The 23,373-nt window shown below is 65.3% G+C and carries 24 protein-coding genes and 1 pseudogene; 7 read left to right on the forward strand and 18 right to left on the reverse strand.

The annotated features are described in order from the left end of the window. Positions 1–60: 60 nt before the first annotated feature. The 6 genes from ACSFBM_RS18570 to ACSFBM_RS18595 are packed head-to-tail and all read right to left on the reverse strand — an operon-like array spanning position 61 to position 5,507. The gene (locus ACSFBM_RS18570) at positions 61–768 is read right to left on the reverse strand and encodes an ABC transporter ATP-binding protein (protein ID WP_435439671.1); all 708 of its coding nucleotides are present in this window, start codon (positions 766–768) and stop codon (positions 61–63) included. Continuing rightward, complete coding sequence (locus ACSFBM_RS18575) at positions 758–1,489, reverse strand: ABC transporter ATP-binding protein (protein WP_435439672.1); 732 nt, start codon at positions 1,487–1,489, stop codon at positions 758–760. Before ACSFBM_RS18575 ends, ACSFBM_RS18570 begins: the two co-directional genes overlap by 11 nt. After that, a complete protein-coding gene (locus tag ACSFBM_RS18580; RefSeq protein ID WP_435485653.1) occupies positions 1,486–2,541 on the reverse strand; it encodes a branched-chain amino acid ABC transporter permease in 1,056 nt (351 codons plus the stop codon). Before ACSFBM_RS18580 ends, ACSFBM_RS18575 begins: the two co-directional genes overlap by 4 nt. Further along, positions 2,541–3,419 (reverse strand): branched-chain amino acid ABC transporter permease, encoded by an 879-nt coding sequence (locus tag ACSFBM_RS18585; RefSeq protein WP_435485654.1) that lies wholly within the window; start codon positions 3,417–3,419, stop codon positions 2,541–2,543. Before ACSFBM_RS18585 ends, ACSFBM_RS18580 begins: the two co-directional genes overlap by 1 nt. After that, a complete protein-coding gene (locus tag ACSFBM_RS18590) occupies positions 3,416–4,663 on the reverse strand; it encodes an ABC transporter substrate-binding protein (protein ID WP_435485655.1) in 1,248 nt (415 codons plus the stop codon). Before ACSFBM_RS18590 ends, ACSFBM_RS18585 begins: the two co-directional genes overlap by 4 nt. A 55-nt stretch (positions 4,664–4,718) precedes the next feature. Beyond that, positions 4,719–5,507 carry a putative hydro-lyase gene (locus ACSFBM_RS18595; protein ID WP_435485656.1) on the reverse strand — a complete coding sequence of 263 codons (789 nt, stop codon included), beginning with the start codon at positions 5,505–5,507 and terminating at the stop codon, positions 4,719–4,721. A gap of 169 nt (positions 5,508–5,676) precedes the next feature. Between ACSFBM_RS18595 and ACSFBM_RS18600 the strand changes: the two genes are divergently transcribed. Genes ACSFBM_RS18600 through ACSFBM_RS18615 form a run of 4 tightly spaced genes read left to right on the forward strand, consistent with a single transcriptional unit; the run spans position 5,677 to position 9,227 of the window. After that, positions 5,677–6,606: a LysR family transcriptional regulator gene (locus tag ACSFBM_RS18600; RefSeq protein WP_435485657.1), complete on the forward strand. Its 930-nt coding sequence runs from the start codon at positions 5,677–5,679 to the stop codon at positions 6,604–6,606. Between the two features lie 53 nt (positions 6,607–6,659). Then, positions 6,660–7,406 carry a 5-oxoprolinase subunit PxpB gene (pxpB, locus tag ACSFBM_RS18605; RefSeq protein ID WP_435485658.1) on the forward strand — a complete coding sequence of 249 codons (747 nt, stop codon included), beginning with the start codon at positions 6,660–6,662 and terminating at the stop codon, positions 7,404–7,406. After that, positions 7,403–8,416, forward strand: a complete 1,014-nt coding sequence (locus ACSFBM_RS18610) for a 5-oxoprolinase subunit C family protein (RefSeq protein WP_435485659.1) — start codon at positions 7,403–7,405, stop codon at positions 8,414–8,416. The genes pxpB and ACSFBM_RS18610 overlap by 4 nt, the downstream gene beginning before the upstream one ends. Positions 8,417–8,474: 58 nt before the next feature. Beyond that, entirely contained in the window at positions 8,475–9,227 is a 753-nt protein-coding gene (locus ACSFBM_RS18615) for a LamB/YcsF family protein (RefSeq protein WP_435439680.1), read from the forward strand. A gap of 175 nt (positions 9,228–9,402) precedes the next feature. Here ACSFBM_RS18615 and ACSFBM_RS18620 read toward each other — a convergent pair whose 3' ends face one another. From ACSFBM_RS18620 to ACSFBM_RS18655, 8 genes are read right to left on the reverse strand one after another with little or no spacing between them, the layout of a single operon-like run. Beyond that, positions 9,403–10,122: an ABC transporter ATP-binding protein gene (locus ACSFBM_RS18620; RefSeq protein WP_435485660.1), complete on the reverse strand. Its 720-nt coding sequence runs from the start codon at positions 10,120–10,122 to the stop codon at positions 9,403–9,405. Then, positions 10,115–10,930, reverse strand: coding sequence for an ABC transporter ATP-binding protein (locus tag ACSFBM_RS18625; RefSeq protein WP_435485661.1), 816 nt, complete (start codon positions 10,928–10,930; stop codon positions 10,115–10,117). The genes ACSFBM_RS18620 and ACSFBM_RS18625 overlap by 8 nt, the downstream gene beginning before the upstream one ends. Further along, the gene (locus ACSFBM_RS18630; protein WP_435485662.1) at positions 10,927–11,805 is read right to left on the reverse strand and encodes a branched-chain amino acid ABC transporter permease; all 879 of its coding nucleotides are present in this window, start codon (positions 11,803–11,805) and stop codon (positions 10,927–10,929) included. Before ACSFBM_RS18630 ends, ACSFBM_RS18625 begins: the two co-directional genes overlap by 4 nt. Before the next feature lie 18 nt (positions 11,806–11,823). Continuing rightward, on the reverse strand, positions 11,824–12,699 hold the full coding sequence (locus tag ACSFBM_RS18635; RefSeq protein ID WP_435485663.1) for a branched-chain amino acid ABC transporter permease: 876 nt from the start codon (positions 12,697–12,699) through the stop codon (positions 11,824–11,826). A gap of 27 nt (positions 12,700–12,726) precedes the next feature. Further along, the gene (locus ACSFBM_RS18640; RefSeq protein WP_435485664.1) at positions 12,727–13,860 is read right to left on the reverse strand and encodes an ABC transporter substrate-binding protein; all 1,134 of its coding nucleotides are present in this window, start codon (positions 13,858–13,860) and stop codon (positions 12,727–12,729) included. Between the two features lie 54 nt (positions 13,861–13,914). After that, positions 13,915–14,685 (reverse strand): SDR family NAD(P)-dependent oxidoreductase, encoded by a 771-nt coding sequence (locus ACSFBM_RS18645; RefSeq protein WP_435485665.1) that lies wholly within the window; start codon positions 14,683–14,685, stop codon positions 13,915–13,917. Positions 14,686–14,717: 32 nt separating this feature from the next. Beyond that, entirely contained in the window at positions 14,718–15,413 is a 696-nt protein-coding gene (locus ACSFBM_RS18650; protein WP_435485666.1) for a dienelactone hydrolase family protein, read from the reverse strand. A 33-nt stretch (positions 15,414–15,446) separates the two neighbouring features. Beyond that, positions 15,447–16,232 carry a GntR family transcriptional regulator gene (locus ACSFBM_RS18655; protein ID WP_435485667.1) on the reverse strand — a complete coding sequence of 262 codons (786 nt, stop codon included), beginning with the start codon at positions 16,230–16,232 and terminating at the stop codon, positions 15,447–15,449. A 181-nt stretch (positions 16,233–16,413) separates the two neighbouring features. Here ACSFBM_RS18655 and ACSFBM_RS18660 point away from each other — a divergent pair. Next, positions 16,414–16,614 (forward strand): annotated as a pseudogene (locus ACSFBM_RS18660) (transposase domain-containing protein); the annotation flags it as partial. Between the two features lie 38 nt (positions 16,615–16,652). Here the strand turns inward: ACSFBM_RS18660 and ACSFBM_RS18665 are convergent. The 3 genes from ACSFBM_RS18665 to ACSFBM_RS18675 all read right to left on the reverse strand — a co-directional run bounded on the left by ACSFBM_RS18665 (position 16,653) and on the right by ACSFBM_RS18675 (position 20,940). Next, positions 16,653–17,834 (reverse strand): serine hydrolase domain-containing protein, encoded by a 1,182-nt coding sequence (locus ACSFBM_RS18665; RefSeq protein ID WP_435485668.1) that lies wholly within the window; start codon positions 17,832–17,834, stop codon positions 16,653–16,655. A 368-nt stretch (positions 17,835–18,202) separates the two neighbouring features. Next, positions 18,203–19,927 carry an IlvD/Edd family dehydratase gene (locus ACSFBM_RS18670; protein WP_435485669.1) on the reverse strand — a complete coding sequence of 575 codons (1,725 nt, stop codon included), beginning with the start codon at positions 19,925–19,927 and terminating at the stop codon, positions 18,203–18,205. Positions 19,928–19,932: 5 nt separating this feature from the next. Next, positions 19,933–20,940, reverse strand: coding sequence for a Bug family tripartite tricarboxylate transporter substrate binding protein (locus tag ACSFBM_RS18675; RefSeq protein ID WP_435485670.1), 1,008 nt, complete (start codon positions 20,938–20,940; stop codon positions 19,933–19,935). 181 nt (positions 20,941–21,121) lie between these two features. On the opposite strand from ACSFBM_RS18675, the gene ACSFBM_RS18680 reads away from it, so the two are divergent. Continuing rightward, on the forward strand, positions 21,122–22,027 hold the full coding sequence (locus ACSFBM_RS18680) for a LysR family transcriptional regulator (protein ID WP_435485671.1): 906 nt from the start codon (positions 21,122–21,124) through the stop codon (positions 22,025–22,027). A 12-nt stretch (positions 22,028–22,039) separates the two neighbouring features. Here ACSFBM_RS18680 and ACSFBM_RS18685 read toward each other — a convergent pair whose 3' ends face one another. Further along, positions 22,040–22,978: a LysR family transcriptional regulator gene (locus ACSFBM_RS18685; protein ID WP_435485672.1), complete on the reverse strand. Its 939-nt coding sequence runs from the start codon at positions 22,976–22,978 to the stop codon at positions 22,040–22,042. Positions 22,979–23,044: 66 nt separating this feature from the next. Here ACSFBM_RS18685 and ACSFBM_RS18690 point away from each other — a divergent pair, with 66 nt between their 5' ends. Then, positions 23,045–23,368, forward strand: coding sequence for a hypothetical protein (locus ACSFBM_RS18690; protein ID WP_435485673.1), 324 nt, complete (start codon positions 23,045–23,047; stop codon positions 23,366–23,368). The last annotated feature ends 5 nt before the right edge of the window (positions 23,369–23,373 follow it).

Genomic DNA, 23,373 nt, shown 5'->3' on the forward strand with positions numbered 1-23,373 from the left:
TGTCGGGATCGGCCCACAGGCTCTATCGACCTTGGCGCTGGAGACACCCGCTGCGCAGGGTCACATGCCCAGATACACGCGACGTACTTCGGGGTTGTCGCGCACCTCGGCTGCCTTGCCCGACAGCATCAGCCGGCCTGTCTGCAGCACGTAGGCACGCTCCGCGATCTCCAGGCTTTCAGCCAGACGCTGCTCGACCAGAAGCACAGTCACGCCGGCCTTGCGAATCGTCAGGACGGCCTCGAAGATTTCGTCGACCAGCTTGGGCATGATTCCTTGCGAGGGTTCGTCCAGCATCAGAAGACGCGGCCGCGTCATCAAGGCGCGGCCGATGGCCAGCATCTGCTGCTCGCCGCCCGACAGCGTCTCCGCCCGTTGCTTCAGGCGCTCCTTCAGGCGCGGAAACAGCGTGAACACCTGGGCCAGCGGCGCATCGCGGTCTGCCTTCTTGCGGTGCAGGTAGCTGCCCAGGCGCAGGTTGTCTTCCACCGACAGGCGCGGAAACAGCCGCCGGCTTTCGGGAACGAACGCCAGCCCGCGCGCGGCGATCTGGTGAGCGGGCAGGGCATCGATGGCCTCGCCGGCGAAGCGGACCTGGCCCGACTGCGTCTTGACCAGTCCGGCAATCGACTGGAGCAGGGTCGACTTGCCCGCACCGTTGGCACCGGCGACGACGACGATCTCGCCCTCGTTCACGGACACCGAGATATCGGCGATGGCGACCATGCCGGCATAGGCTGTGGTCAGGCCGCTGACTTCAAGCAGCATGGCGTGTTCCAAGGTAGGCGGAGATCACCGCCGGGTCGCGCACGACGTCGGCGGGGCTGCCGCTGGCGAGGACGGTGCCCAGGTTGAGGACGATGGCGCGGTCGACCAGCGGCATCACGACCTGCATCACGTGCTCGACCATGACCACGGTGACGCCCGCGTCGCGCACGCGCCGGATCAGCTCGACGCCCAGTTGCGCCTCGCTCGGCGTGAGGCCCGTGAGCACTTCGTCGAGCAGCAGCAGCTTGGGTTCGGTGGCCAGCGCGCGCGCAACCTCCAGGCGGCGCTTCTCGGGGGGCGTGAGTTCACCGGTGAGGGTGCCGGCCGTGCGCGAGAGGCCGGTGAAGTCGAGCACCTGCAGCGCCGCCAGGCGAGCCGCCCTCGACGAGGCGTGGCGCACGAAGCCGCCGACCATCACGTTCTCGAGCACCGTCATGGAATCGAAGGAGCGCGGGACCTGGTAGGTGCGCGCAATGCCGAGCGCACAGCGGCGCGTGGCCGGCAGTTCGGTGATGTCGCGGCCGTCGAAGCGGATGCTGCCCGAGGTCGGCAGATAGGCGCCGGCGATCAGGTTGAACAGGGTCGACTTGCCCGCGCCGTTGGGCCCGATCAGCCCGAGGATTTCGCCCCGGTGCACGCGGATGCTCACGTCCCGGTTCGCGACGAGGCCGCCGAAGCGGCGCGTGACGTCGATCGTCTCCAGAAGAATGTCGATGCTCATCGTGCTGCCTCCCGGATCCGGGTCTTCCTGGCGAACAGCTTGATCAACCCTTCGGGCTTGAGCAGCGCCACCGCCATGACGAGGCCGCCGTACAGCATGAGGTCGAGGCCGGCGCCGGAGCCGCCGACGTAGCTGCGCGTGAACTCCGACAGCGGCACGAGAATCGCAGCGCCGAGGATCGGGCCCCACAGCGTGCCGATGCCGCCGAGCACCACGGGCAGCACCATCAGCAGCGAGAACCGGAAGTGCATCACGCTGTCGGGATCGACATAGGACACGAAGGCCGCATAGAAGCCGCCGCCAATCGCGGTGAAGAAGGCCGACAGCGCCGCGGCCGCCATCTTGGACCGGAACACGGTCACGCCGAGGCTTTCGGCGGCTTCGGGATGGTCCTTCACGGCGCGCCACCAGTAGCCCCATTTCGAGCCTTCGATGAAGAAGGTCAGCAGCCAGGTCACGACGAGCAGCCCGAGCGCGAAGAAGATGTAGGGCGTCTTGTCGCGCGCAAACTGCAGCGTGGCCCAGCTGTCAGGGCCGAAGGGCCACTGGATGCCCGTGGCGCCGCCGAGCCAGTCCCAGTTGTGGACGATCAGCAGCCCCATCTCGGCGATCACCAGGGTCGCGATCGAGAAGTAGTGGCCCTTCAGCCGAAAAGTGCCGTAGCCGAGCGCCAGGGCCAGCAACACCGCCAGTCCGCCCCCGGCGAGCATGCCGAACCAGGGCAGCACGCCGTAGCTCACATAGAGCTTGCTGACCGCATACGCGCCGACGCCGAAGTACAGCGCGTGGCCCAGCGAGATCTGGCCGCAGTAGCCGCCGAGGATGTTCCAGCTCTGGGCGAGGGCGGCGTACATCAGCGTCAGCACGATCACGTTGCGCAGGTAGGCGTTCTTCACCAGCAGGGGAAGCAGCGCGATGAGTGCGAACACCACCACCGCCTCGATGAGCTGGCGGCGCCGATGCCGGGTAACGCCGGCCAGCAAAGAAGGAGACGAAGAAGACGACGAAGGCGAAGAAGACGGCACAGCCGCAGGGGAAGATGGGATGGACATCAAAGCTTCCCGAACAGCCCCTGCGGGCGAAGAAAGATGACGACCAGGTAGAGCGCGTAGATGCCCATCGATTTCATGGCCGGCGGCAGGATGTTGGCGGTGAGGGCCTCGACCAGCCCGACGACGATGCCCGCGACGAGCGCGCCGAACACGCTGCCGAAGCCGCCGAGCGCGACGGTGATGTAGGCGATGGTCGCAAAGCCGGCGCCCACCTGGGGATGAATGGCGTACGAGGTTGCAAGCACCGCGCCTGCCACGCCGACCAGCGCCGCGCCCAGGCCCCAGCCGAGCGCGAACACGCGGTTGCTGTCGATGCCGACCAGCGCGACCGCGCCCTTGTCCTCGCGCGTGGCCTCCAGCGCCCGGCCGAAGTCGGTGCGCGTCATCATCAGGTACAGGCCACCGAAGGCGACCAGCGAGATGAGGCCGCCGAAGATCTGCGGCCAGGGCAGGAAGATGCCGCCAAGCTCGAGCGTCTTCGCGCTGAGCCAGGTGTGGTCGACATTGCGGAAGTCCGGCGTGAAGAAGAACTGCGCACCGCCCTGGATCAGCGTCGCCAGGCCGAAGGTGGAAAAGATCTGGACCATGCCCGTGTTGACCTTGGAGCGCATCGCATGCCGCACCACGCCCGCATAGACGCTCGCGCCGACGATGAACATGACGGCCGCCACCAGCGGCAGCGAGAGCACCGGGTCGAGGTGCGCGAACACCGCGAAGCCGAAGGTGGCGTACATGGCCAGCATGAGGAACTCGCCGTGGGCGAAGTTCACCACGTCCATCAGCCCGAAGATGAGCGAGAGCCCGGCGGCGATGAGGGCGTAGATCAGCCCCATCAGCAAGCCGGTGGCCAGGATCTGCGGCAGGGCGGAGGCGGTCATGGGTTCATCGGCCAGACCGGCGTCGCGGTTGCGACTTCGAACGGAAACACCGTCGAGAACTTGCCTGCCTTGAACTGGATCAGCACGGGGCTGGCAAATGTGTTCTGGCCCGTGGCGTCGAACTTCACGCGCTTCCACGGCATGATGGTCTTCTCGCCGGGAATGTCGGTGGCAACCAGCGCCTCGCGGATCTTCTTCGGCTCGACCGATTTGGCGCGGTCTATGGCCTCCGCCAGCACCATCAACGCGGTGAACACCCGCGAGGTCTGGTCGTTGAGGTCGCGTCCGGCGCGCGCCTTGAACATCTCGTTCACGGCCTTGGCCGACGGCCGCTTGTCGCCCATGTCAGCGGAGAAGCTGGCGCGCGAGATCATGCCCTGGAGCTTGTCGCCCACCGATTCGAGCGTGGGCTTCTCGATATAGCCGGCTGCCTGCGTCACGAGGTTCTTCGGCTTGTAGCCGATCGACGCCATCGCATTGGTCAGCAGGATGGCGTCGCTGGTGTAGCTGGAGGGCAGCAGGACGTCGGGGTTGGCCGTCTTGATCTGCTGCGCCTCGGCGCTCAGCGAGGGCGAGTTGGCGCGGTACTTGATGTCGCAGGCGATCTTGTAGCCCCGCTCGCTGGCCAGCTTGCGCTGCACGGCGGAAGAGTCGGTGCCGAAGATGGTGTCTTCGTAGAAGATGCCGACGCTGCCGATCGGCTTGCCCTTGCCCTTCATCGCGTCCATGAAGTCGAACATGGCCTCGCTGAACATCTCGTCATGTGCCGAGGTGCGAAAGAAATACTTCAGGCCGCGCCGGCTCAGGCTAGGGGAAGACGAGTCGGCGCAGAGATAGGGCACCTCGTAGCGCTCGCAGGTGGCGCTCACCGTGGCGGAGACGGCCGAGTGGAATGCACCCACGATGGTGCAGACGTTTTCCTGCGTGATCAGGCGTTCTGCCTCGGAGCGGCCCTTTTGCGGGTCGCCCTGGTGGTCGGCGTAGACCACACGCACCTTTGCGTTCCCCAGGCCTGCAAGGCCGGCGTTCTTCGCGCCCGGCAGGTCGAGCGTGCTGGCGGTGTTGATGATTTCAAGTGCGGTGTCGATGGCGTGCTTGCTGTCCACGCCGACCTGCGCGCTGGACCCCGTCAACGGGTAGATCACGCCGATGACGACCTCGCCTTTCTGGGCCATGGCCTGGGTGAAGGCACCGTTCAATGCCACGGTGCCGGCGATGCCGATAAGGGCCTGTCTGCGTTTCATGAATGAATCTCCGGTACTTCAGGGGTGGATCGGGAAGCGTGAAAGCGATGAAGGGTCAGAAAACCGCGAGCTGGCTGTTGCGGATGTCCGAGACCAGCATCTGCCCAGGTTTGTGGGTGATTGCAAGTTTCGGGCGCGCTGTGCGAATTGCGCGTTGCGGCGTCACGCCGCAGGCCCAGAACACCGGCAGTTCGCCGGGTCGGATCTCGGAGCGCTCGCCGTAGTCGGGCTGCTCGATGTCCCGGATGCCGATGGCCGCCGGGTCGCCGAAATGCACCGGCGCGCCGTGCACGCCAGGGAAGCGCGACGTGATCTGGATCGCCCGGATGGCCTGCTGCGGCGTCATCGGCCGCATGCTCACGACCATCGTGCCGCCGAAGCGGCCGCTGGGGACGTTGGCGATGTGGGTGTCGTACATCGGCACGGTGGTGGCCTGCTCGATGTGGCGTATCGGCAGTCCGGCCTCCAGCAAGGCTTCTTCGAAGGACATCGAGCATCCGATGACGAAGCCGACCATGTCGTCGGTCCACAGTTCGCGCAGGTCGAGCACTTCGCCGGCCGGCTCGCCGTCGCGGAACACGCAGTACGCCGGCGCATCGGTGCGCAGGTCTACCTCGCCAAGCTCGGGCACGCGCCAGTCGCCGGGCTCGCTGACGCCGATCACCGGGCAGGCCTTCGGATTGAGGCGGCAAAAGCGCAGGAACTCTTCGGCGAATTCACGCGGCAGGATCGCCAGATTGCCCTGTGTGTAGCCGGGGCTGTGGCCTGCGGTCGGGCCCCTGAAGCGGCCTTCCCGGATCTCGCGGCGCAGATCGGCAGGATGCATCCAGATCGTGGAGTTCATCGGGTTGTCGAGAAAAGTGAGCAAGGAATTTGCTTACTGTAGGAATCGCTGTGCACCGCGTCCATCGAGGAATTTGCGCGGGCACTGTTCAGAGAAATTGAACAGCGCACGCCCCACGCCGGGGAATGAAGCTGCAACGTAGTGCGCTCGCGCACTGGATCAGGAGCAAGTGAACACCAAATTCATCGAGACCTTCGTGATGCTGGCCCGCATCTGCAGCGTGCGCCGCGTGGCGGAGCAGCTCAATGCCACGCCCGGGACCATCTCGATGCGTGTGCGCAGTCTCGAGGAGGAACTGGGCGTCACGCTGTTCGACTACGACCACAAGACCATGCGCATCACACCGGATGGCGCACGCCTGCTGCGCCATGCCGAATGTGTGCTCGAGGCAACGCGCGCCATACAGGCTGCTGCGGCAAGCGGCGGTGTGCTCGGCGGGCGCATCCGCGTCGGCGTGCTCGAGACGGCCGTGCATACCTGGTTGCCCGACTTCATGAAAGCGATGCGCACCCAACTGCCCCAGGTGGAAGTCGATCTCACGGTCGACCTCACGGTCGACCTTGCCGAACAGTTGATGCGGGGCACCCTGGACTTCATCCTGCGGGTGAGCAACGAGGTCGGCAGCAGCTATTCGGTCATGGAAGACCTGATGTCGCTGCCGATCCACTGGGTCGCCAGGCGCGGGCTCATCCCCAAGCGCGACGCACTGCGCAAGACACTCTCGCACCAGTTGCTGACGCAGGTGCGCGGCACGACACCGCACGTCGCCGCAGTCAATCTCGCGCAGCAGCTCGCGGCGCGCCAGGGCATGGCGCAAGGCGAGCTGCGCATCTCCGGTTCACCGTCGCTGGCGGCGCTGGTGTCGCTGGTGCGAGAAGGCGTCGGGGTGGGCATCATCCCCGGCCTGCTGGTCAGGGAACACATCGAACGCGGCGAGCTCGTGGTGCTGCCGTTGCCCGCGCCACCCTCTCTTGGCGTGGCGCTCTCGCATCAGCCCAATGCGACACCCATCGTGCTGCGCACGGCCGACATCGCGCGGCAAGCGTGCAAAGCGTATTGCAGGCGTTGCGGCACCGAGTGGGTGCAGCACCTCGGCTGACTGGCATACCGAACTTGAAAATACCTTCAACCCACATGCAAGATGCGATGCCAATGAATCCTCCCGGTAGTGCCAGCGGCCTTGCGCACCGTCTCACGGGCTGGCAAATCGAACCGGTGGGCGATCGATGCCTCCTGGTGCGCCTGGGCGATCAGGTGGGCGCCGAGACCAGTCGCACCGTGCAGAACGTCGCTGCGTACCTGTCATCGGCGAACTTGCCCGGCGTGTTCGACGTGGTGCCCGCATTCACGACCGTGGCCTTGCACTATCAGCCGCTCGCATTCGCGCGACGCCAGGGGGCGGCGTCCCTGCAGCTGGCACGGCGCATCGAGCGGCTGCTGGGCCGTGACATTCCCACGCTGCCGGTGAACGACCAGGTGATCGACATCCCCGCCTGCTACGGCGGCGAATACGGCCCCGACCTGGAGGAAGTGGCCCGGCGCTGCGGCCTGACGGCCGACGAAGTCGTCGGTCTGCATTGCGCGACGCCGATGTCGCTCTACGTCTACTTCTTCTCTCCGGGCAACCCGTTCTTCGGTCCGGTCGATCCCCGGCTGAAGGTCCCGCGCCGCGCGACGCCGCGCCTGCGCGTGGAGGCGGGGTCGGTCGCCATCGCCAACGGCATCACGTCCATCTACCAGACGGCGCTGCCCGGCGGCTGGAACGTGATCGCCCGTACCCCGTGGAGCATGTTCGACGTGACGAAGACCCCGCCGACGCGGATGCAGCCCGGCGCCCGGGTGCGCTTTCATCCGATCTCGCCTTCGCAATTCGCGCAGATGCGGGAGCCCCGGTCATGAGCAGGAACTCGTTTGCGCACATGCAGGTTCTGCAGCCGGGCATGTTCTCAGTGGTGCAGGACCTGGGGCGCCTGGGCCACCAGCACCATGGCGTTCCAGTGAACGGTGCCATGGACGAGTGGTCGCACCGGGTTGCCAACATGCTGGTCGGCAATGCCGACGATGCGGCCGTGCTCGAATGCACGCTGACCGGCCCGGCCGTTCAATTCACCCGGGACACGCTGCTGGCTGTCTGCGGCGGGCAGGTCCGCATCACGGCGGGGGACCGGCCCGTTCCCATGGGTTGCGCCGTGCTGCTGCGCCGCGGCGTGAGGCTGGCTTTCGGCGAGCGCAGCAGCGGCGCCCGGATGTACCTGGCGGTGCGCGGCGGCTTCGCGACGACGCCCGTGCTCGGCAGTCGCAGCACGTACCTGCCCGGAAACTTCGGAGGTCACGAGGGGAGGGCGCTGCGCAAGAACGACAGGGTGCCTCTCGCCCCATCGGACCCGGATGCGCCCACGCTGGCGCTCGAGCGCATCCTGGTGCAAAGCGGCTTGCCGTTCGTGGCCGCGGCGCGCATCGGCACCGAACTGCCGGACGGATCGCCCGAAGGCGTTCGCTTCATACCGGGTCCGCAGTGGAGTGCCTTTTCCGCCGAGGCGAGAGAGTGTTTTGTCAGCCAGCCCTTCGCGATCTCGTCGCGATCCAACCGCATGGGCTACCGGCTCGAAGGCCCCGACCTGCAACTCACGCAGCCACTGGAGATGATTTCGGAGGCCACGAGTTTCGGCACGGTGCAGGTGCCGCCCGACGGCCAGCCGATCGTGCTGATGGCCGACCGCCAAAGCGCCGGCGGCTATCCCAAGATCGCCTATGTCGCGAGCACCGATCTGCCGCGCCTGGCCCAGGCGCTTCCGGGCGCGTCCATCCGCTTCACGCCGGTGACCCAGCAGGCGGTCGAGCGGGCGTGGCTGGATCTCGAAGACCGGCTGGCGCTGGTGCGCGAGATGGCCGCGCATGCGCTCGCCTGAGCCCGCATCGAACCGCAGGTCCCCATTCACAAGGAACAAGGAACAAGGAAGCACAGCCATGCCATCGATCGACATCAACTGCGACATGGGCGAGAGCTTCGGCCCCTGGGTCATGGGGCAGGACCTCGAGATCCTCCCGCACGTGACCTCCGCGAACATCGCCTGCGGTTTTCATGCGAGCGACCCCGACACCATGCTGAAGACCGTGCGGGCGGCCCTTGCCAATGGCGTGGCGCTGGGCGCCCATCCCGGCCTGCCGGACCGCCAGGGTTTCGGACGACGCGCGATGGACATGTCCCCCGCCGAGGTCTACGCGCTGGTGATCTACCAGGTCGGCGCGCTGCAGGGCTTTGCGCGGTCCCAGGGCGCATCGCTGCACCACGTCAAGACCCACGGCGCTCTCTACAACATGACGGTGCGGCAGCCTGCGCTCGCCGAGGCGGTGGCGCAGGCGGTGTTCGATGTCGATCCGACGCTGCAGTTGTTCGTGGCGAACAGGAACATGGCCCAGGCCGCGCGCGACAAGGGCCTGGCGGTGCGTTCCGAGGTCTTCGCAGACCGCAGCTACCAGGACGACGGCACGCTGACACCGCGCTCGCAGCCGGGCGCGATGATCGAGGACGTCGAGCAGGCCATCGCACAGGTACGGCGCATGGTGCTCGAAGGTGTGGTTCGCTCCGTCAACGGTGTGGACGTGCCGGTGACCGCCGACACCCTTTGCCTTCACGGCGACCAGCCCGGCGCCGTCGTGTTCGCCCGGCGAATTCGTGCGGCGTTGCTGGCCGACGGCATTGCCATCGCGCGAACCTGACCCGCTTGTCGCGACCGAGCCTGCCGGCTTCGGCGACACCGTGTTTTCCGTCGCCCTCTTCAATCTCGCTCGATGTGCACCCTAGCCCAAAGTGCCGTCCCGTGATGCACTTGCAGCGTGCGGAATAGGTGAGCAATGTCGGCGCCCGGGTCGACTCAGCCCGCTTCGCCATGGCTCAAAGCCCGAGGAACATCCGGCGGATCTCGGGGTGTGCCAGGACGTCGGAGGCCCGGTCGAACAGCTTGTTACGGCCCAGCTCCATTACCACGCCCCAATCGCAACACTCGAGTGCCTGGCGCGCGTTCTGCTCGACCATGAGCACCGACAGGCCTGAAGTCGTTAGCTCTCGGATGGTGTCAAAAACCATGCCCATGGCCTGCGGCGACAGGCCGAGCGAGGGTTCGTCCAGCAGCAGCAGGCGCGGCTTTGCCAACAGCACCATCGCCATCTCCATGACTTGCTGTTCGCCGCCGCTCATGTTGCCGGCCAGCGTGTGCCAGCGCTCTTTCAGACGCGGAAAGCGCAGCGTGATTTCTTCGAGTTCGACGTCGAGCTGCGCCTTTGTGATCCGGCGCGTGAACGCACCCAGCTTCAGGTTCTCCGCCACCGACAGCAGCGGGAAATTGCAGCGCCCTTGTGGCACCAGTCCGATGCCGCTTTTCAGGCGTGCCAGCGAATCGAGCGCGGTCACCTCGCGCCCTTCGAAATGCACCGCACCTGTTCGGCAGCGCACGATGCCGGCGATGGTCTTCAGCAAGGTCGACTTGCCGGCGCCGTTCGCGCCGATGATGGTGGTCCACGACGCGGCGGGAACGCTCAGGTCGACGCCATGGAGGATCGTCACGTCGCCGTAGCCGCCGGTGACCTGATCGATACGGATGACGGGTTCAGTCAAGGTGTGCTCCCTGGTTGCCCGTCACCGGGTCGCGGCGGCCAAGGTAGGCCTCGATCACGCGCTCGTCGCGCGCCACCTCGTCGGGCGCGCCGTGCACCAGCACTCGCCCCTGCTCCAGCACGTAGATGCTTTGCGAAATTTCGAACACGAGCTTCAGGTTGTGTTCCACGATGAGCAGAGCGATGCCGCGGCGGTTCACGCGCAGCAGCTCTTCCTTCAGGCCCTCGACCAGCGTGGGGTTCACGCCGGCCATGGGTTCGTCGAGCAGCAGCAGCTTGGGTTCGTTCATCAGCGCCATGCCGAGTTCGAGCAGCTTTTTCTGCCCGTACGACAGGCTGCCCGCGAGCGTGCCGGACAGCCGCGTGAGCTGGATCTCTTCGAGCATCTGGTCCGCGCGATCCATCATGCGGCGCTCGTGAGCCCGCACGGCTGGCGTGCGCAGCAGTTCGCTCGCGAACGAGAAGCCGGGTGCGGCCTGCGCGGCGGTCAGCAGGTTCTGGCGAAGCGTGAGTTCGGGAAACACGCGCAGTTGCTGGAACGTGCGGCGAAGCCCGAGGCGAGCGATGCGCTGCGGTGGCAGGCCCTGGAGGTCTTGCCCATCGAGCACCACGGTGCCCGCGTCGCGGGCCTGGAAGCCGCAGATGCAGTCGAACAGCGTCGATTTGCCGGAGCCGTTGGGTCCGATGAGACCGGTGATGCTGCCTGCCGGCAGATCGATGGACACGCCGTCGAGCGCCACGATGCCGCGATAGGCCTTGCGGATGCCGTGCGCGGACAGCACTGGCATGGCATTCGAAGCGACGTTCATTTGCCGGCTCCCGCGCCGCCTGTCACCGGACGTCCGAACCAACGCGCCATGCCCCGCGGCATGAACAGCACGATGAGCAAGAGCAGGGTGCCGTACAGCAGCGATTTGAGCTCAGGCGCCATGCGCAGCACCTCGGGCAATGCGGTGAAGACAATGGCGCCGACCACGGGCCCCCACAGCGTGCCGGAGCCGCCGAGGATGACCATGACCAGCAGCGATTCCGAGATGGAGAAGCCGAAGATGCCCGGGTCGATGAAGCTCAGGTAGTGTGCATAGCAGGCGCCAGCAAGCCCGGCGAATGCACCGGAGCATGCGAACGCGAAGAGCCGCATCTTCAGCACGTCGATGCCTGCCGCCACGGCCAGCGGTTCGTTGTCGCGCACTGCGATCATGGCCCGGCCCAGCCGCGACGAAACGATCGACCAGGTCGCCGCGATGGCCAGCGCCGACAGCACGACCATCAGGCCCAGCCATGCGCCCTTGGTGACCAACGGCACGCCGAACAGGCGCACCGAAGGAATGTCGGCGATGCCGAGCGAGCCGCGCGTGAGATCGATCCAGTTGCTGGCCACCAGCTGCAGCAGCAGCGTGGCCGACAACGTGACGATCACGAACGAGTGCCGCGACAGCCGCAGCGACGGCACGCCGAGCGCGACGCCGCTGAGCGCGCCCATGAGCGTTGCGCAGGTGAAGGTGAGTGTGGAATCCCAGCCCATCTTCATTGACAGCAGGGTGGAGGTGTAGGCGCCGATACCGAACAGCGCAGGCGTCGCGAGCGACAGCAGTCCTGAATAGCCCAGCATGATGTTGAGCGACTGGACCAGCAACACGAAGATGCCGGCCATGATGCCGATGTGGAGCAGGTAGGGAGACATAGCGTGGATGAGGGCCCGTCAAACCCGGACCGATTTGCCGAAGATGCCCTGCGGGCGCAGCAGCAGCATGAGGATCATCAGGACGAAGCCGATGCCGTCGCGGTACGCCGCGCCGAGCACGCCGCCGGCCAGGCTTTCCGCCACGCCCAACATCAGGCCTGCCAGCACTGCGCCCGCGACGTTGCCCATGCCGCCGATGATCACGACCGCGAAGCTCTTGAACACCACGTCCGTGCCCATGTTGGGATAGAGATCGAACATTGGAGCCATTGCGCCTGCGGCGAGTGCGCACAGCGCCGCGCTGGCCGCCGCCGTGATACGAGTGATGCGCCGGATGTCGATGCCCACCATCAGGCAGGCATCCTTGCTTTGCGCCATGGCGCGCATCGCGCGGCCCGTTTCGGTCCGCTTGAGAAAGGTCGTCAGACCCAGCAGCGCCAGCACCGCGACTGCGGCGACGAACATGCGCTGGCCGAACAGCAGCACGCCGCCCACGTCGAAGGTCACATCCTCCAGCGGCGACACGATGTGCTGCGGCGTGGCGCCGAACACCAGCCGCACCAGGTTCTGCAGAATGATCGACACCGCGAAGGTGGCGAGGATCACCGACTCGAACGGCCGGTGCAGCGTGGGCAGGAACACGACCTCGGCCATGAGCAGCCCGAAGGCCGCCATGACCAGCACCATGAGCGGATAGGCGAGCCAGTACGGCAGTCCCGCGCTCTGAGCGAAAAACCATAGTGCGAACGCACCCACCATGTAGACCTCGCCGTGGGCGAAGTTGACCTGTTCGAGAATGCCGAACACCAGGGCCAGCCCGACGGCGGCCAGCCCATAACCCAGGCCGACGCTCACGCCGTTGGCGAGCAGTTGGGACAGCAAGGAGAAATCCACGACGCGGACCCTTTCCTGGAGCCGCTGTCAGCGGCCCGACACCAGGTCCTTGACGCTGAGCTTGCCTTGCTCGACCGTCATGAACATCAGGTTGTTGTGTGCCTGGTTGTGATCGTCGAAGGCGATCGGGCCGAGGATGCCCTTGTAGTTCGTCTTTGTCAGCGCCTCGCGCACGGCGCCCGACTCGGTGGAGCCCGCGCGCTGGATGGCGTCTGCGGCCACGAGGATGCTTTCGTAGATGCCGTACGCCACGTAGTGCGGTGCCTGCTTGTTCTTCTCGACGAATGGCTTGGCGAAGGCGTCGTTGGCCGGCGAAGCAAGCTGGTCGTAGTAGGGGTAGACGGTCCACGAGCCGTTGAATTTGCCGGTGGCCAGCAGGTCCTTCACCAACGTTGCGACGAGGGGAGGGCGCGCGACCAGGGGCATCGTCAGTCCGAACTGCGTGTACTGCTTCATGAAGTTGAAGCCCTGCTGGTCGAGCATGAAGATCGCGAGCGCTTCGGGCTTGCTCGAACGGAACTTGGTAAGTAGCGGCAGGAAGTCGGTCTCGGTGTTCTTCACGTAGTCTTCCGACGCCACCTTGGTGTCGGCGCCCAGACGCTCCTTCACCAGCTTGACCGCGCTTCGGCCATAGTCGGTGTCTTCCGCGAGGAATGAAATCGTCTTGTTCTTCGCGAGCTGCGCACCGATCACGCCGGCCAGCATGCGGTCTTCGGGCACGGTGCGAAACACCCACTTGTTGCCGCCGACACCGGCCTTGTCGGTGATCTCGGGCAGCGTGGAGATCGAGACGATCATCGGCTTGCCCGCCTTCTCCGCCAGCGGCATGACCGCCATCGTGGCGCCCGAACAGAGGTCGCCCAGCAACAGGTCGACCTTGTCCTGCGAGATCAGCTTTTCCGTCGCCGCGACGGCATCGGCCGGGCGGCACTGGCTGTCCTGCATGATGAACGCGACCTTGCGTCCCAGCACGCCGCCGCGCTTGTTGATCTCTTCTACCGCCTGTTCGGCACCCCACTTCATCTGTTGCCCGAGGAACGAAGCCGGTCCGCTGATCGGTCCTGGGAAGCCGATACGGATGTCCTGGGCAAAGGTCGACGCGGCCGCCCCGACGAGCAAGGTGGTGGCGGCAAACGCACGAAGCAGGGCGATCTTTCGCATGGCAGTGGCTTTCGGGAGAGGGTGTTGAAAGGAAGGAGGGAGGACAGAACAGGTTCAGTTGGCGAGGTATCCGCCGTCGACAGGCAGCGTCACGCCGGTGATGTAGCTCGCGAGATCGGAGGCCAGGAACTGCACCGCATTGACCACGTCGGTGACCTCACCCACGCGCGCCAGCGGAACGCGCTCCAGGAATTTCGATGTGCTGGCGACGTCGGCGCGCGTGACGGCCGTCATTGCGGTGGCGATGCTGCCGGGCGCCACCGCATTGACGCGGATGCCCATCGGCGCCAGCTCGAGCGCCAGCGCCTGCGTCAGTTGCTTGAGGCCGCCTTTGGAGGCTGTGTACGCAGCGGAGTTTTCCACTGCCACGCACGAATGGATCGACGCCACGTTGACGATGCAGCCGCCCCCGGCCTGCAGCAGTGGCAGGAAGGCGCGGCTGGCGTAGAAGGCGCCCGACAGGTTCACGTCGAGCGTGCGTCGCCACTGCGCCGGAGCGTCGGCGCCGGCAAAGCTGCCGCGCAACAGCACGCCTGCGTTGTTCACGAGCACGTCGCAGTGGCCGAACACGCGACGCACCTCGGCGGCCACGTCCAGCATCGCCTGCTCGTCGGCCACGCTGGCGTCGAATGCGAGCGCCGTGCCCCCCTGCGCGTGGATGTCGGCCGTGGTCACGGCCAGTGCGTCTTCGTCGACGTCGATCAACGCGACGCGCGCGCCGCGTGCCGAGAAACTCAACGCCGTGGCCCGTCCGATGCCGGAGGCGGCACCGGTGATGACCGCGACCGCGCCGTCGAACACGGGAATCTGGGGGGGGATGGACATCGTCGCTTCGGGGCTGCGCGCGGGCTGGCCGCTCAAGCTGTGTGATGCGCCATGAAGGCGAGCGAGCGTTGCTCCGCCAGCGCGGCGGCCGCTGCCACGAAGCTGTCGCCGTCCTGGCGCGCAAAGGCGTGGTCGCAGCCCTCGTAGACCTTGGCCTCGAACTGCGGCAAGGCGGCCACGCACTCCAGGATCTGCGCGCGCACCGGCGGCGGCACGAAATGGTCGAGGGCTGCAATGTGCAGCAGCGAAGGCGGCGTGGCGGGTGAGGCCGACGGCAGCACCTCTTCGAGGCCCACGCCGTAGTAGCTCACAGCACCACGGAAGGGGTGCGCCATTGCCGCCTGTACCGACAGCCGCCCACCCAGGCAATAGCCGAGCACCACGATGCGGTCATGCCCCAGCTTGCTCTTCAGCCAGTCGAGCGTGGCGCCGATGTCGGCCAGCGCCAGCGGCGCGTCCATGCCCTGCATCAACGCGAAGGCCTGTTCGAAATGGCCCGGCGTCTGCGGTTCCAGCACGACGTTGGGTTGCTGGCGCCAGAACAGGTCGGGGCACACCACATGGTAGCCATGGGCGGACCACTGGCGCGTGGCTTCCTTCATCGCATGGTTGATGCCGAAAATTTCCTGCACCAGCACGATGGCGGGTGCGCTGCGCTCTGCGGCCTCAGCGTACAGGGCGTCGAACTGCTGGCCGTCGGCGGAAGGGATCTGGATGACGTGGCTCATGGATTTTCTTTCTTGAGGGGGTGGCGAAAGGGTTCAGGCGCTGCTCTGCGCCGTGAACTCCATCGAAAAGAGGGCGGGGTTGTGGATGGACCGGACGAACTCGACGAGCTGTCCGTCCTGGCTATGGAGCCATGCCTGCACTTCGAGCACGGGCGTGCCTTCGGGCAGGTTGAGCACGCTCGCGGCATAAGCCGGCAGCGCGATCGCGGTGACCTTCTGGCGCAGGCGCGAAATACGCAGTCCGTAGCCCTGTTCGATGAGCTGGTAGATCGAGTCCACCTCGCCAAGCAGCAACGGCCGGATGCCCGACAGGGGGCCGCTCACGTACACGCGCGTCCAGGTGGACACCTCGGGATGCCCGGGCAGATGGCGCGCGCCTGTGATCTGAAGCCAGAACCCTGTGGCGCTGGTTTCCCCGGCAAGACCGGGCTCCTCGGGCTCCGCGACGTCGAGAAGCTCATCGATGCGCATGACCGTGTCGCCCGCGAAGCCCAGCGTGTCGCCGAGGCCGTTCATGCGCTGCACATAGCCCGTCACGGGCAGCTTGCGGATGACCGTGGTTCCAATCTTGCGTGCTCGTTCGACCATGCCCCATTCAGAGAGCAGTTGCAGTGCATCGCGCACCGAACCGCGGCTGACCTGGAGCTTTTCAGCCAGTTCGATCTCGGTGGGCAACACTGAGCCGACCGGGTATGCGCCTTGCTGGATGTGGAGGGCCAGTTCGTCCGCGAGCCGTCTGTACAGCGGCGGCTTCGCCGCGCCGCCACTCCTCTCGTCGTTGGAGGCAGACTGAAGAATTGGACTGGACTTGTCTTTCATGTTCGAACTTAAAAATCAAGTTCGAATCTTATTGGCATTTTTCTTCTTGCGCAACAGGTGTCCTGCTGCACCGTGCTTGACGACCGAGACTGGGCGCCTGACCCGCGCACAAATCATCGGCGCGTGATCAGCGCGCTCGTGCGGGTTACCTTGCGCGTAAACACTTCATCGGGACCATTGCGAGAATCCGATCCGCCCATGGGCGCTCGGAACAAAAGCAAGGCGGTTTGCAGGCAGTGAGCTGGCCGGTCAGCGCGCCGCGCTCGTCATGAGCCTCGTGCAGTCAGCAAAGATCGACGGTCACGACCCGCACGCGTGCCTTGACGACGTGCCAACCAGACTGCTCACGCATCTGAACAGCCGCATTGACCGGTTGAACCCGCCGCCCCATGGCCGCCTTTCGTCGCACGCGCAGCGAACTCATTGCTCTCCGACGCGGCAGGGTGCTGCGGCCAACATTCGTGCTGCGCGCAGGAACGCCACCGGGCCGACCCAGCTGACGTTCCAGTCGCCCGCGACCGGCACCTGGCGCTTGTGCGCGATCACCATCTGCCGTTTCGGCACCACGAGGATGTACTGGCCATGCACGCCCCAGGCCATGTACGCGCCGCTCAGCGGCGAGTCCTGCGGCTCTTCGAGCAGCCACCACAAGTAGCCGTATCCGAAGCCGCGCCGCGCCGTGTGCGGCGGATGCATCTGTGCTGCGGGCGTGGTCTGCCGCGTCATTTGTTCGACCCACTCGGGCGGCACGAGCTGCCGGCCTTGCCAATTGCCCTGGCGCAGCATCAGGTAACCCAGCCGCGCCATGTCGCGTGTGGACAGGTAGAAGGGGTAGGCCAGGTGCTGGGAGCGCCGCGCGTCGCCGCTGCGTGCGTGGCGGGCCAGGTCGAAATCCTCGAGCCGCAGAGGTGTGGCCAGATCTTCCGCGAAAGCCTGGTAGATGCTCCTGCCGGTCAGGCGTTCGAAGGCGGTCCCCGCGGCGTTGAAGTCCCAGTTGTTGTAAAGGAAATAGCTGCCGGGAACATGCGACCCTCGTGGGGGCGCGGCCGCCGCGTCGTCTCCGCCGTTGGCGGCCGCGTGATAGACGCCCGAACGCGCGGCGAGCAGGTCGCGCAGCCTGGCCTGCCGCTCGATGGGCAGCAAGCCGCCCACGTCGTCGATGCCCAGGTCGGCCAGCGTGCGGTCGAGGTCGATGGTGCCGTTGGCCACGTACTTGCCGTACATCATCGAGAGCACGCTCTTGCGCACAGAGAACACGATGCTGACGCTCTGGACCGGCCCCTCGCTGAACAACACGCGGCCGTCCTGCACCGCCATGAGAGCGGTCGTGTCCAGCGTGCGCAGGTAGCTGCGGGTGGCATCAAGTTCGCGGCGGCAGGCGCTGCCCGGTGCAGACTCAGGCGCCGTCGCCCACGATGCTTCCGGGAAGACCACTGGCGCAGCAGGCGTTGCAGTGGTGCATCCACCGGCGAGCAGCAGCGCGAAGACATACGCGAAGCACAGCAGCCATTCCTGCTTGGTGCGTCCTCGCTTTGCGCATTCCTTTTCTACGAGCTGGCGTGAATTTCCGGCGAGAGCGTGTTCCAGAATCAGATGAGGCATGGGACTCGCCATTCTCGCGAATCAGAGGGGCACATTGCTTCGGTGGCCGTTAGCGTGCCGAATGCGACGAACAACGTCCTGCCAAATGCCGCGAGTGAACATCTCAGCGGGTGTGTGGAAGCCGAGCGTCTTCTTCTTGCCCGGCGCGAGCATCGCCGCCGGGGTCTCGTCAGCTCTCCAGTTCGAACGACGTCTCCCTTCATCGCTCATAAGGCCACCGTGCTTCGGAGTCCAGACGCCATGGGCGATAGCGGCAGCTCATGAAGACGCAGCTACTCCTGCGCGCAGTCTCTGAAGGACTCGCACAGATGTCTCCGCGATTTTTTCGGCGGGCGGTGACCCGAAGCCCCGCACCGGCGTTCGGGCACTTACTTTTCGGGTGCTTTGCCCACGACCCGAGGCGCGCGGAGGAAGTCGAAGTCGACCCCCTTGTCGGCCTGGGTGACGGTCTGCAAGAAAAGCTTTCGGTAGCCGCGCTCCGCCGTAGGCTCCACGATCGTGGTCTGCGATGCACGGTGCGCCAGTTCGTCCTCAGAGACGAGCAGAGAGATCTCTCGATTCCGAACGCTCAGCCGGATTCGGTCCCCATTTCGCACATATGCCAGCGGACCGCCGATGGCGGCTTCGGGTGTGACATGCAGCACGATGGTTCCGAACGCAGTTCCACTCATGCGGCCATCGGAAATGCGGACGATGTCTTTGACGCCAGCACGCGCGAGCTTGCGCGGAATGGGGATGTAGCCCGCTTCCGGCATGCCGGGCGCGCCCTTCGGCCCGATGTTCTTGAGCACCAGGATGTCGTCCGCCTTGACGTCCAGGTCGTCGCTGTCCACCCGCGACGCAAGGTCCTCGCTGTTCTCGAATACGACGGCGCGTCCCTCGTGCTCCATCAATTCCGGGTGCGCGGCAGATTGCTTGATGATGGCGCCTCCGGGGGCCAGGTTGCCGCGAAGTACCGCGATGCCACCTTGCGGATAGATCGGGTTGTCGAAGGGCCGTACGACATCCTGGGCAAATCCATTGCCCGCCAATTCGATTTCCTCCCCCAGCGTCCGGCCGGTGATGGTCAAGGCTTCCAGCCTCAGCAGCGGTTTGAGTTCGCGCAGCAAGGTCGCCATACCGCCTGCTTTGTGGAAGTCTTCCATGTAGTGCTGGCCGGACGGCTTGAGATCTACGAGCACAGGTGTCTCGGTGCCCATGCGATCGAGCCCATCCAGGTCAATGTCGATGCCCAGACGGCCGGCGATTGCGGTCAGGTGCACGATGCCGTTGGTCGAGCCGCCGATGGCAAGAAGAACGCGAAGCGCGTTTTCGAAAGCTGCCGGCGTCAGGATCTTGTCGATGGTCAGGCCCTTGCGGGCCAGCTCGACCGCCTGGGCGCCGGTTTGTTCAGCAATGCGAATGCGGTCCGCGGTCACTGCAGGCGGCGAGGCCCCGCCAGGCACGGTCATGCCGAGCGCCTCGGCCACGCACGCCATGGTGCTGGCGGTGCCCATGACCGAGCAGGTGCCGACACTTGCGACCAGCTGGTTGTTGACGTCGGAAATCTCTTCGGCGTCGATCTCCTCCGCGCGGAACTTGCCCCAGTACCGACGGCAGTCCGTGCAAGCGCCGACGCGTTCGCCGCGGTGGCTGCCTGTCAGCATCGACCCGGTGATCAGCTGGATGGCGGGAATGCCTGCTGACGCGGCGCCCATCAATTGCGCGGGCACCGTCTTGTCGCAGCCGCCGATGAGGACCACGGCATCCATGGGCTGCGCCCGTACGAGTTCCTCGGTGTCCATCGACATGAGGTTGCGCAGGTACATGCTTGTCGGCGCCGAGAAGCTCTCGTGAACCGAGATCGTGGGGAAGTCCATCGGCAGCCCACCAGCCAGCATGACGCCGCGCTTCACGGCTTCGATGAGCTGGGGCATGTTTCCGTGGCAGGGGTTGTAGCCGCTTCCGGTGTTGGTGATGCCGATGACCGGGCGGTTCAGCGCATCGTCGGTGTAGCCCGCGCCCTTGATGAACGCCTTGCGCAGGAACATCGAGAAGCCTTGGTCGCCGTAGTTTGTCAGGCCCTTCTTGAGGCCTTTGGGTTCTTCGCTCATGTTGTTTACTCGTCCAGTTTGATGTTTGCTTCGTCGATGACTTTGGCCCACTTCGCCACTTCGGCCTTCAACCTGTCCTGAGCCGCCTCAGGGGTCAGGGCGGCTTGTGGGGCGACACCTTGCAGGGCAAGTTGCGCGCGGACACTCGGCTTTTGAAGGGCCTTGTAAATCTCTACGTTCAGCTTCTGCACGATGTCCTTGGGCGTTGCGGCCGGGACGAGGACACCGAAGGTGGAGCTGACCAGGAGATTCGGAAACCCTGCTTCTGCGGTAGTGGGCACCTCCGGCAGGTTGGGGTCGCGATTGGCAGCGGCCACGGCGAGGGGCGTGAGCTTTCCGCCTTTGATGAACTGCTGGACTGCGGGCACGGTTTCCGCCATGAACTGCAGTTGTCCGCCCACCAGGTCCGTGATCGCCGGTCCGCTGCCACGGTAGGGAATGTGTTCCGTCGCCAGCTTGTACTGCGTCTTGAGCATTTCCGATGCCATTCGTTGAGGAGCGCCAGCGCCGGAAGAGCCGAACGAGACCTTGCCAGGGTTGGCCTTGATGTAGGCAACGAGTTCCTGCATGGACTTCACCGGGAGCGAAGGGGTCGCGACGAACACCAGCGGCACGCTGCCGACCACCGCGACCGTGGAGAAATCCCTGACCAGGTTATAGCGGACCCTGTCCTTTTCCAACGTGGCGATGGTGGCGTGGGAGGTCAGGGCGCCCATCAAGAGGGTGTAGCCATCGGCAGGCGCCTTGGCAACCCCCTGAGCGCCGATGTTGCCTCCGGCGCCGCCACGGTTGTCGATGATCACTTGCTTGCCAAGCGCGGTGGAAAGTTCGGCGGCGATGACCCGGCCGATGATGTCGGTTGCGCCTCCTGGCGGAAACGGGACCACCATCGTGATGGGCTTGTCGGGATACGTGGCAGCGGCAGCTCGCATCGGCAGTGCCGCAGCGAGTGCTGGTGCGAGAACTGCGAGCACGACGTTCCGGCGACCCTGATGGAAGATTTTCCTGACCATTGCGATGTCTCCTTTTTGGATGTGTAGGAGCAATGGTCGATCACATGAAAGCCGGAAACAATTTGCTTGTGCTTGGTTCAGACTAAAATATTTACTCGCTTTCGCGGTTCCATGCCGGCCCCTCGAAAGCACCGCAAAGTGCCACAGCAGACCCCGAGAGACCCATCGATTTACCTTTGCCATGGACTTGCGCTATCTCCAAAGCTTTGTCACAACGGTCGAGTGCGGATCGATTGCCGAAGCCGCGCGTCGCCTCGACATGACGGCTGCCGCTGTGGCGGCCAGGCTGAAGGCGCTCGAGGAAGAACTGGGCACGGACCTTGTACGGCGTTCGGGGCGTGTCGTGAAGCCCACTGCTGCGGGCCTGAACATCTTCGACAGCGCCCGCAACATGCTTCGCGAGGAACGGGACATCCGGGCGCTTGCCAATGAGAAGGTGCAGTTGGGGGAGCTGAGGTTGGGCAGCTTCGTCTCGGCGCTCACAACGGTTCTACCTCCTGTGCTGCGCAGGCTGTATGCAAGCAACCCCAACCTCTCGGTCTCCGTCGTGTCGAATGCTTCCACCGAGCTTTGCCGGATGGTGGCGACTGGCGACCTGGATGCAGCTGTCGTGGTCGAGCCGCAGTTCGCCATTCCGAAGACCTGTGAGTGGCGCGTCCTGATGGAGGAACCGCTCGTCGTCGTTGTCCCTCGCGAACTGGCCCATCGAGAGGCCCACGACCTCCTGCGGACAGAGCCATTCATTCAGTACGACCGCTCGGTGGTTGGGGGACAGATGGCCGACCGATATCTGCGCCAGCATGCGCTGTCCCCGCATACGCGACTGGAAATCAACGGCCTGATGTCGATCGCGGCAATGGTCGACCAAGGGCTCGGCATATCGCTGTTGCCCGACTGGTCTGCACTTTGGTCGAGTGGCCTGTCGATCCAGCGTGTCCCGTTGCCGGGAGTCGCACCTGTCCGCAAGAGCGGACTCATATGGGGCTCGCAGAGTCCTCGCGTTCCGATCGCCCGCATGTTCCTGGAGCAGGCTGAGAGCTTGTTTGCTGGTTCCAGGCCGAGCAAGCGGCGCTCCAGCTCTCCGTAGTTTTTTCTTCGGTCATCCGCTTCGCAGCTTGTCAGAGTCAGGCACCGTGGTCTCGATCGCTCGAAAGGCCTTGAACAACATGTCCCACAACGCCTGTGCAGGCAGGGACAGATGCGCATCCGTCCGTCGAACGAGGCCGATGCGGCGCACGATGTCCGGTTGAACCAGGGGGCGCGTCTGCAACTCTGCGCCTCCCGCGTCCAGCGCCAGCCGCGGCAGAACGGCAATGGATATGCCACTGTGCAGAAGACCCAGCATGGAGGAAAGATGCTCCACCTCGTCGAACCACGGCAGCGCGATGCCGGCGGCCATCAGGGCTTCGTCGATTTGCTGGCGATTGGCACTTGTGGACCGCAGTGAGACTGGACGCCATTGCGCAAGGGCCGACCATTCGACCTCGCGCATGCAAGACAGTGGGTGGCCAGTTCGAAAAGCGATCACATAGGGATCGTTGGCCACGTGCTCCACATACAGATCCGCGGCAGGGGCGCCCAGCACGCTGATGCCGAACTCCGCCTCATGTTGCAAGACCGATGCGGTGACACGCTGGCCCGTGTCGTCACGCAGTTGCAGCCTCACCTGCGGATAGCGCTTGTGGAATTCGACCAGGACGGTTGGCAGCAATGCATAGGCCACCGTCGTCAGGCAGGCCACGACGATGCGACCGGCCTCGCCACGCGCGCGACGACCGGCTTCTTCCACAGCTTCGTCCAGGCCGTTCAGAAGAGGGGCGGCCTCGCGCACGAGATCCAGTCCGAGCGGCGACAGCGTCACCCGTCGCGTCGAGCGTTCGACCAGTGAGCCGCCCACCGCCGCTTCGAGCTGCGCAATACGCCGGCTGAACGCCGATTGAGTGATGTGAAGCAACTCGGCCGCGCGCACGAAGCTGTGCGTCGTGCTCAGCGCCAGCAAGGCCCGCAGATCGTCGGTACGGTAATTGATGCGCGCCATGCATTGATTGTGGAGAAAAGAGAATTTTGCCGAATAACAAGCCCTCCGCACAATCGAATTCACACCATGCCCATCATCAAAATATTCGTCGCCCAACGACCTTCGCCTGCAGCGTGCGCTGCCATGGCCGAGGAGATCGAAGCTCTCTGCGTCAACTGCATGGATGCGCGCAGCGATGCAGTCCAACTGACCCTGCTTGGCGATTCGCTGATGCTGCGGGGTGCCCCCGTGCTCGTCGAGGTGCACTACCGCGCGAGGCATGATCGCAGTGCCCCCGTCATGGACGTCTTCATGGACGCGCTTGACCGGATGTGCAGGCGTTTGCTGGGCGCGACGCCGCGCATTCGCTGCTTCGCAATTGATCAGGCGACGCTGTTTGCTCGCAATTGAGATCA

The sequence above is a fragment of the Variovorax pasteuri genome (assembly GCF_051216435.1).
Lineage (GTDB): Bacteria > Pseudomonadota > Gammaproteobacteria > Burkholderiales > Burkholderiaceae_C > Variovorax.

Excerpts from the sequence above, each read along its gene's own strand:
- ACSFBM_RS18670 (WP_435485669.1), bottom strand. The coding sequence starts at position 19,927 with ATGAGCGAAGAACCCAAAGGCCTCAAGAAGGGCCTGACAAACTACGGC.
- ACSFBM_RS18585 (WP_435485654.1), bottom strand. The coding sequence starts at position 3,419 with ATGACCGCCTCCGCCCTGCCGCAGATCCTGGCCACCGGCTTGCTGATG.
- ACSFBM_RS18655 (WP_435485667.1), bottom strand. The coding sequence starts at position 16,232 with ATGAAAGACAAGTCCAGTCCAATTCTTCAGTCTGCCTCCAACGACGAG.
- ACSFBM_RS18645 (WP_435485665.1), bottom strand. The coding sequence starts at position 14,685 with ATGTCCATCCCCCCCCAGATTCCCGTGTTCGACGGCGCGGTCGCGGTC.
- ACSFBM_RS18630 (WP_435485662.1), bottom strand. The coding sequence starts at position 11,805 with ATGTCTCCCTACCTGCTCCACATCGGCATCATGGCCGGCATCTTCGTG.
- ACSFBM_RS18650 (WP_435485666.1), bottom strand. The coding sequence starts at position 15,413 with ATGAGCCACGTCATCCAGATCCCTTCCGCCGACGGCCAGCAGTTCGAC.
- ACSFBM_RS18595 (WP_435485656.1), bottom strand. The coding sequence starts at position 5,507 with ATGAACTCCACGATCTGGATGCATCCTGCCGATCTGCGCCGCGAGATC.
- ACSFBM_RS18680 (WP_435485671.1), top strand. The coding sequence starts at position 21,122 with ATGGACTTGCGCTATCTCCAAAGCTTTGTCACAACGGTCGAGTGCGGA.
- ACSFBM_RS18610 (WP_435485659.1), top strand. The coding sequence starts at position 7,403 with ATGAGCAGGAACTCGTTTGCGCACATGCAGGTTCTGCAGCCGGGCATG.
- ACSFBM_RS18675 (WP_435485670.1), bottom strand. The coding sequence starts at position 20,940 with ATGGTCAGGAAAATCTTCCATCAGGGTCGCCGGAACGTCGTGCTCGCA.
- ACSFBM_RS18625 (WP_435485661.1), bottom strand. The coding sequence starts at position 10,930 with ATGAACGTCGCTTCGAATGCCATGCCAGTGCTGTCCGCGCACGGCATC.
- ACSFBM_RS18640 (WP_435485664.1), bottom strand. The coding sequence starts at position 13,860 with ATGCGAAAGATCGCCCTGCTTCGTGCGTTTGCCGCCACCACCTTGCTC.
- ACSFBM_RS18690 (WP_435485673.1), top strand. The coding sequence starts at position 23,045 with ATGCCCATCATCAAAATATTCGTCGCCCAACGACCTTCGCCTGCAGCG.
- ACSFBM_RS18685 (WP_435485672.1), bottom strand. The coding sequence starts at position 22,978 with ATGGCGCGCATCAATTACCGTACCGACGATCTGCGGGCCTTGCTGGCG.
- ACSFBM_RS18570 (WP_435439671.1), bottom strand. The coding sequence starts at position 768 with ATGCTGCTTGAAGTCAGCGGCCTGACCACAGCCTATGCCGGCATGGTC.
- ACSFBM_RS18665 (WP_435485668.1), bottom strand. The coding sequence starts at position 17,834 with ATGCCTCATCTGATTCTGGAACACGCTCTCGCCGGAAATTCACGCCAG.
- ACSFBM_RS18615 (WP_435439680.1), top strand. The coding sequence starts at position 8,475 with ATGCCATCGATCGACATCAACTGCGACATGGGCGAGAGCTTCGGCCCC.
- ACSFBM_RS18575 (WP_435439672.1), bottom strand. The coding sequence starts at position 1,489 with ATGAGCATCGACATTCTTCTGGAGACGATCGACGTCACGCGCCGCTTC.
- ACSFBM_RS18590 (WP_435485655.1), bottom strand. The coding sequence starts at position 4,663 with ATGAAACGCAGACAGGCCCTTATCGGCATCGCCGGCACCGTGGCATTG.
- ACSFBM_RS18580 (WP_435485653.1), bottom strand. The coding sequence starts at position 2,541 with ATGTCCATCCCATCTTCCCCTGCGGCTGTGCCGTCTTCTTCGCCTTCG.
- pxpB (WP_435485658.1), top strand. The coding sequence starts at position 6,660 with ATGAATCCTCCCGGTAGTGCCAGCGGCCTTGCGCACCGTCTCACGGGC.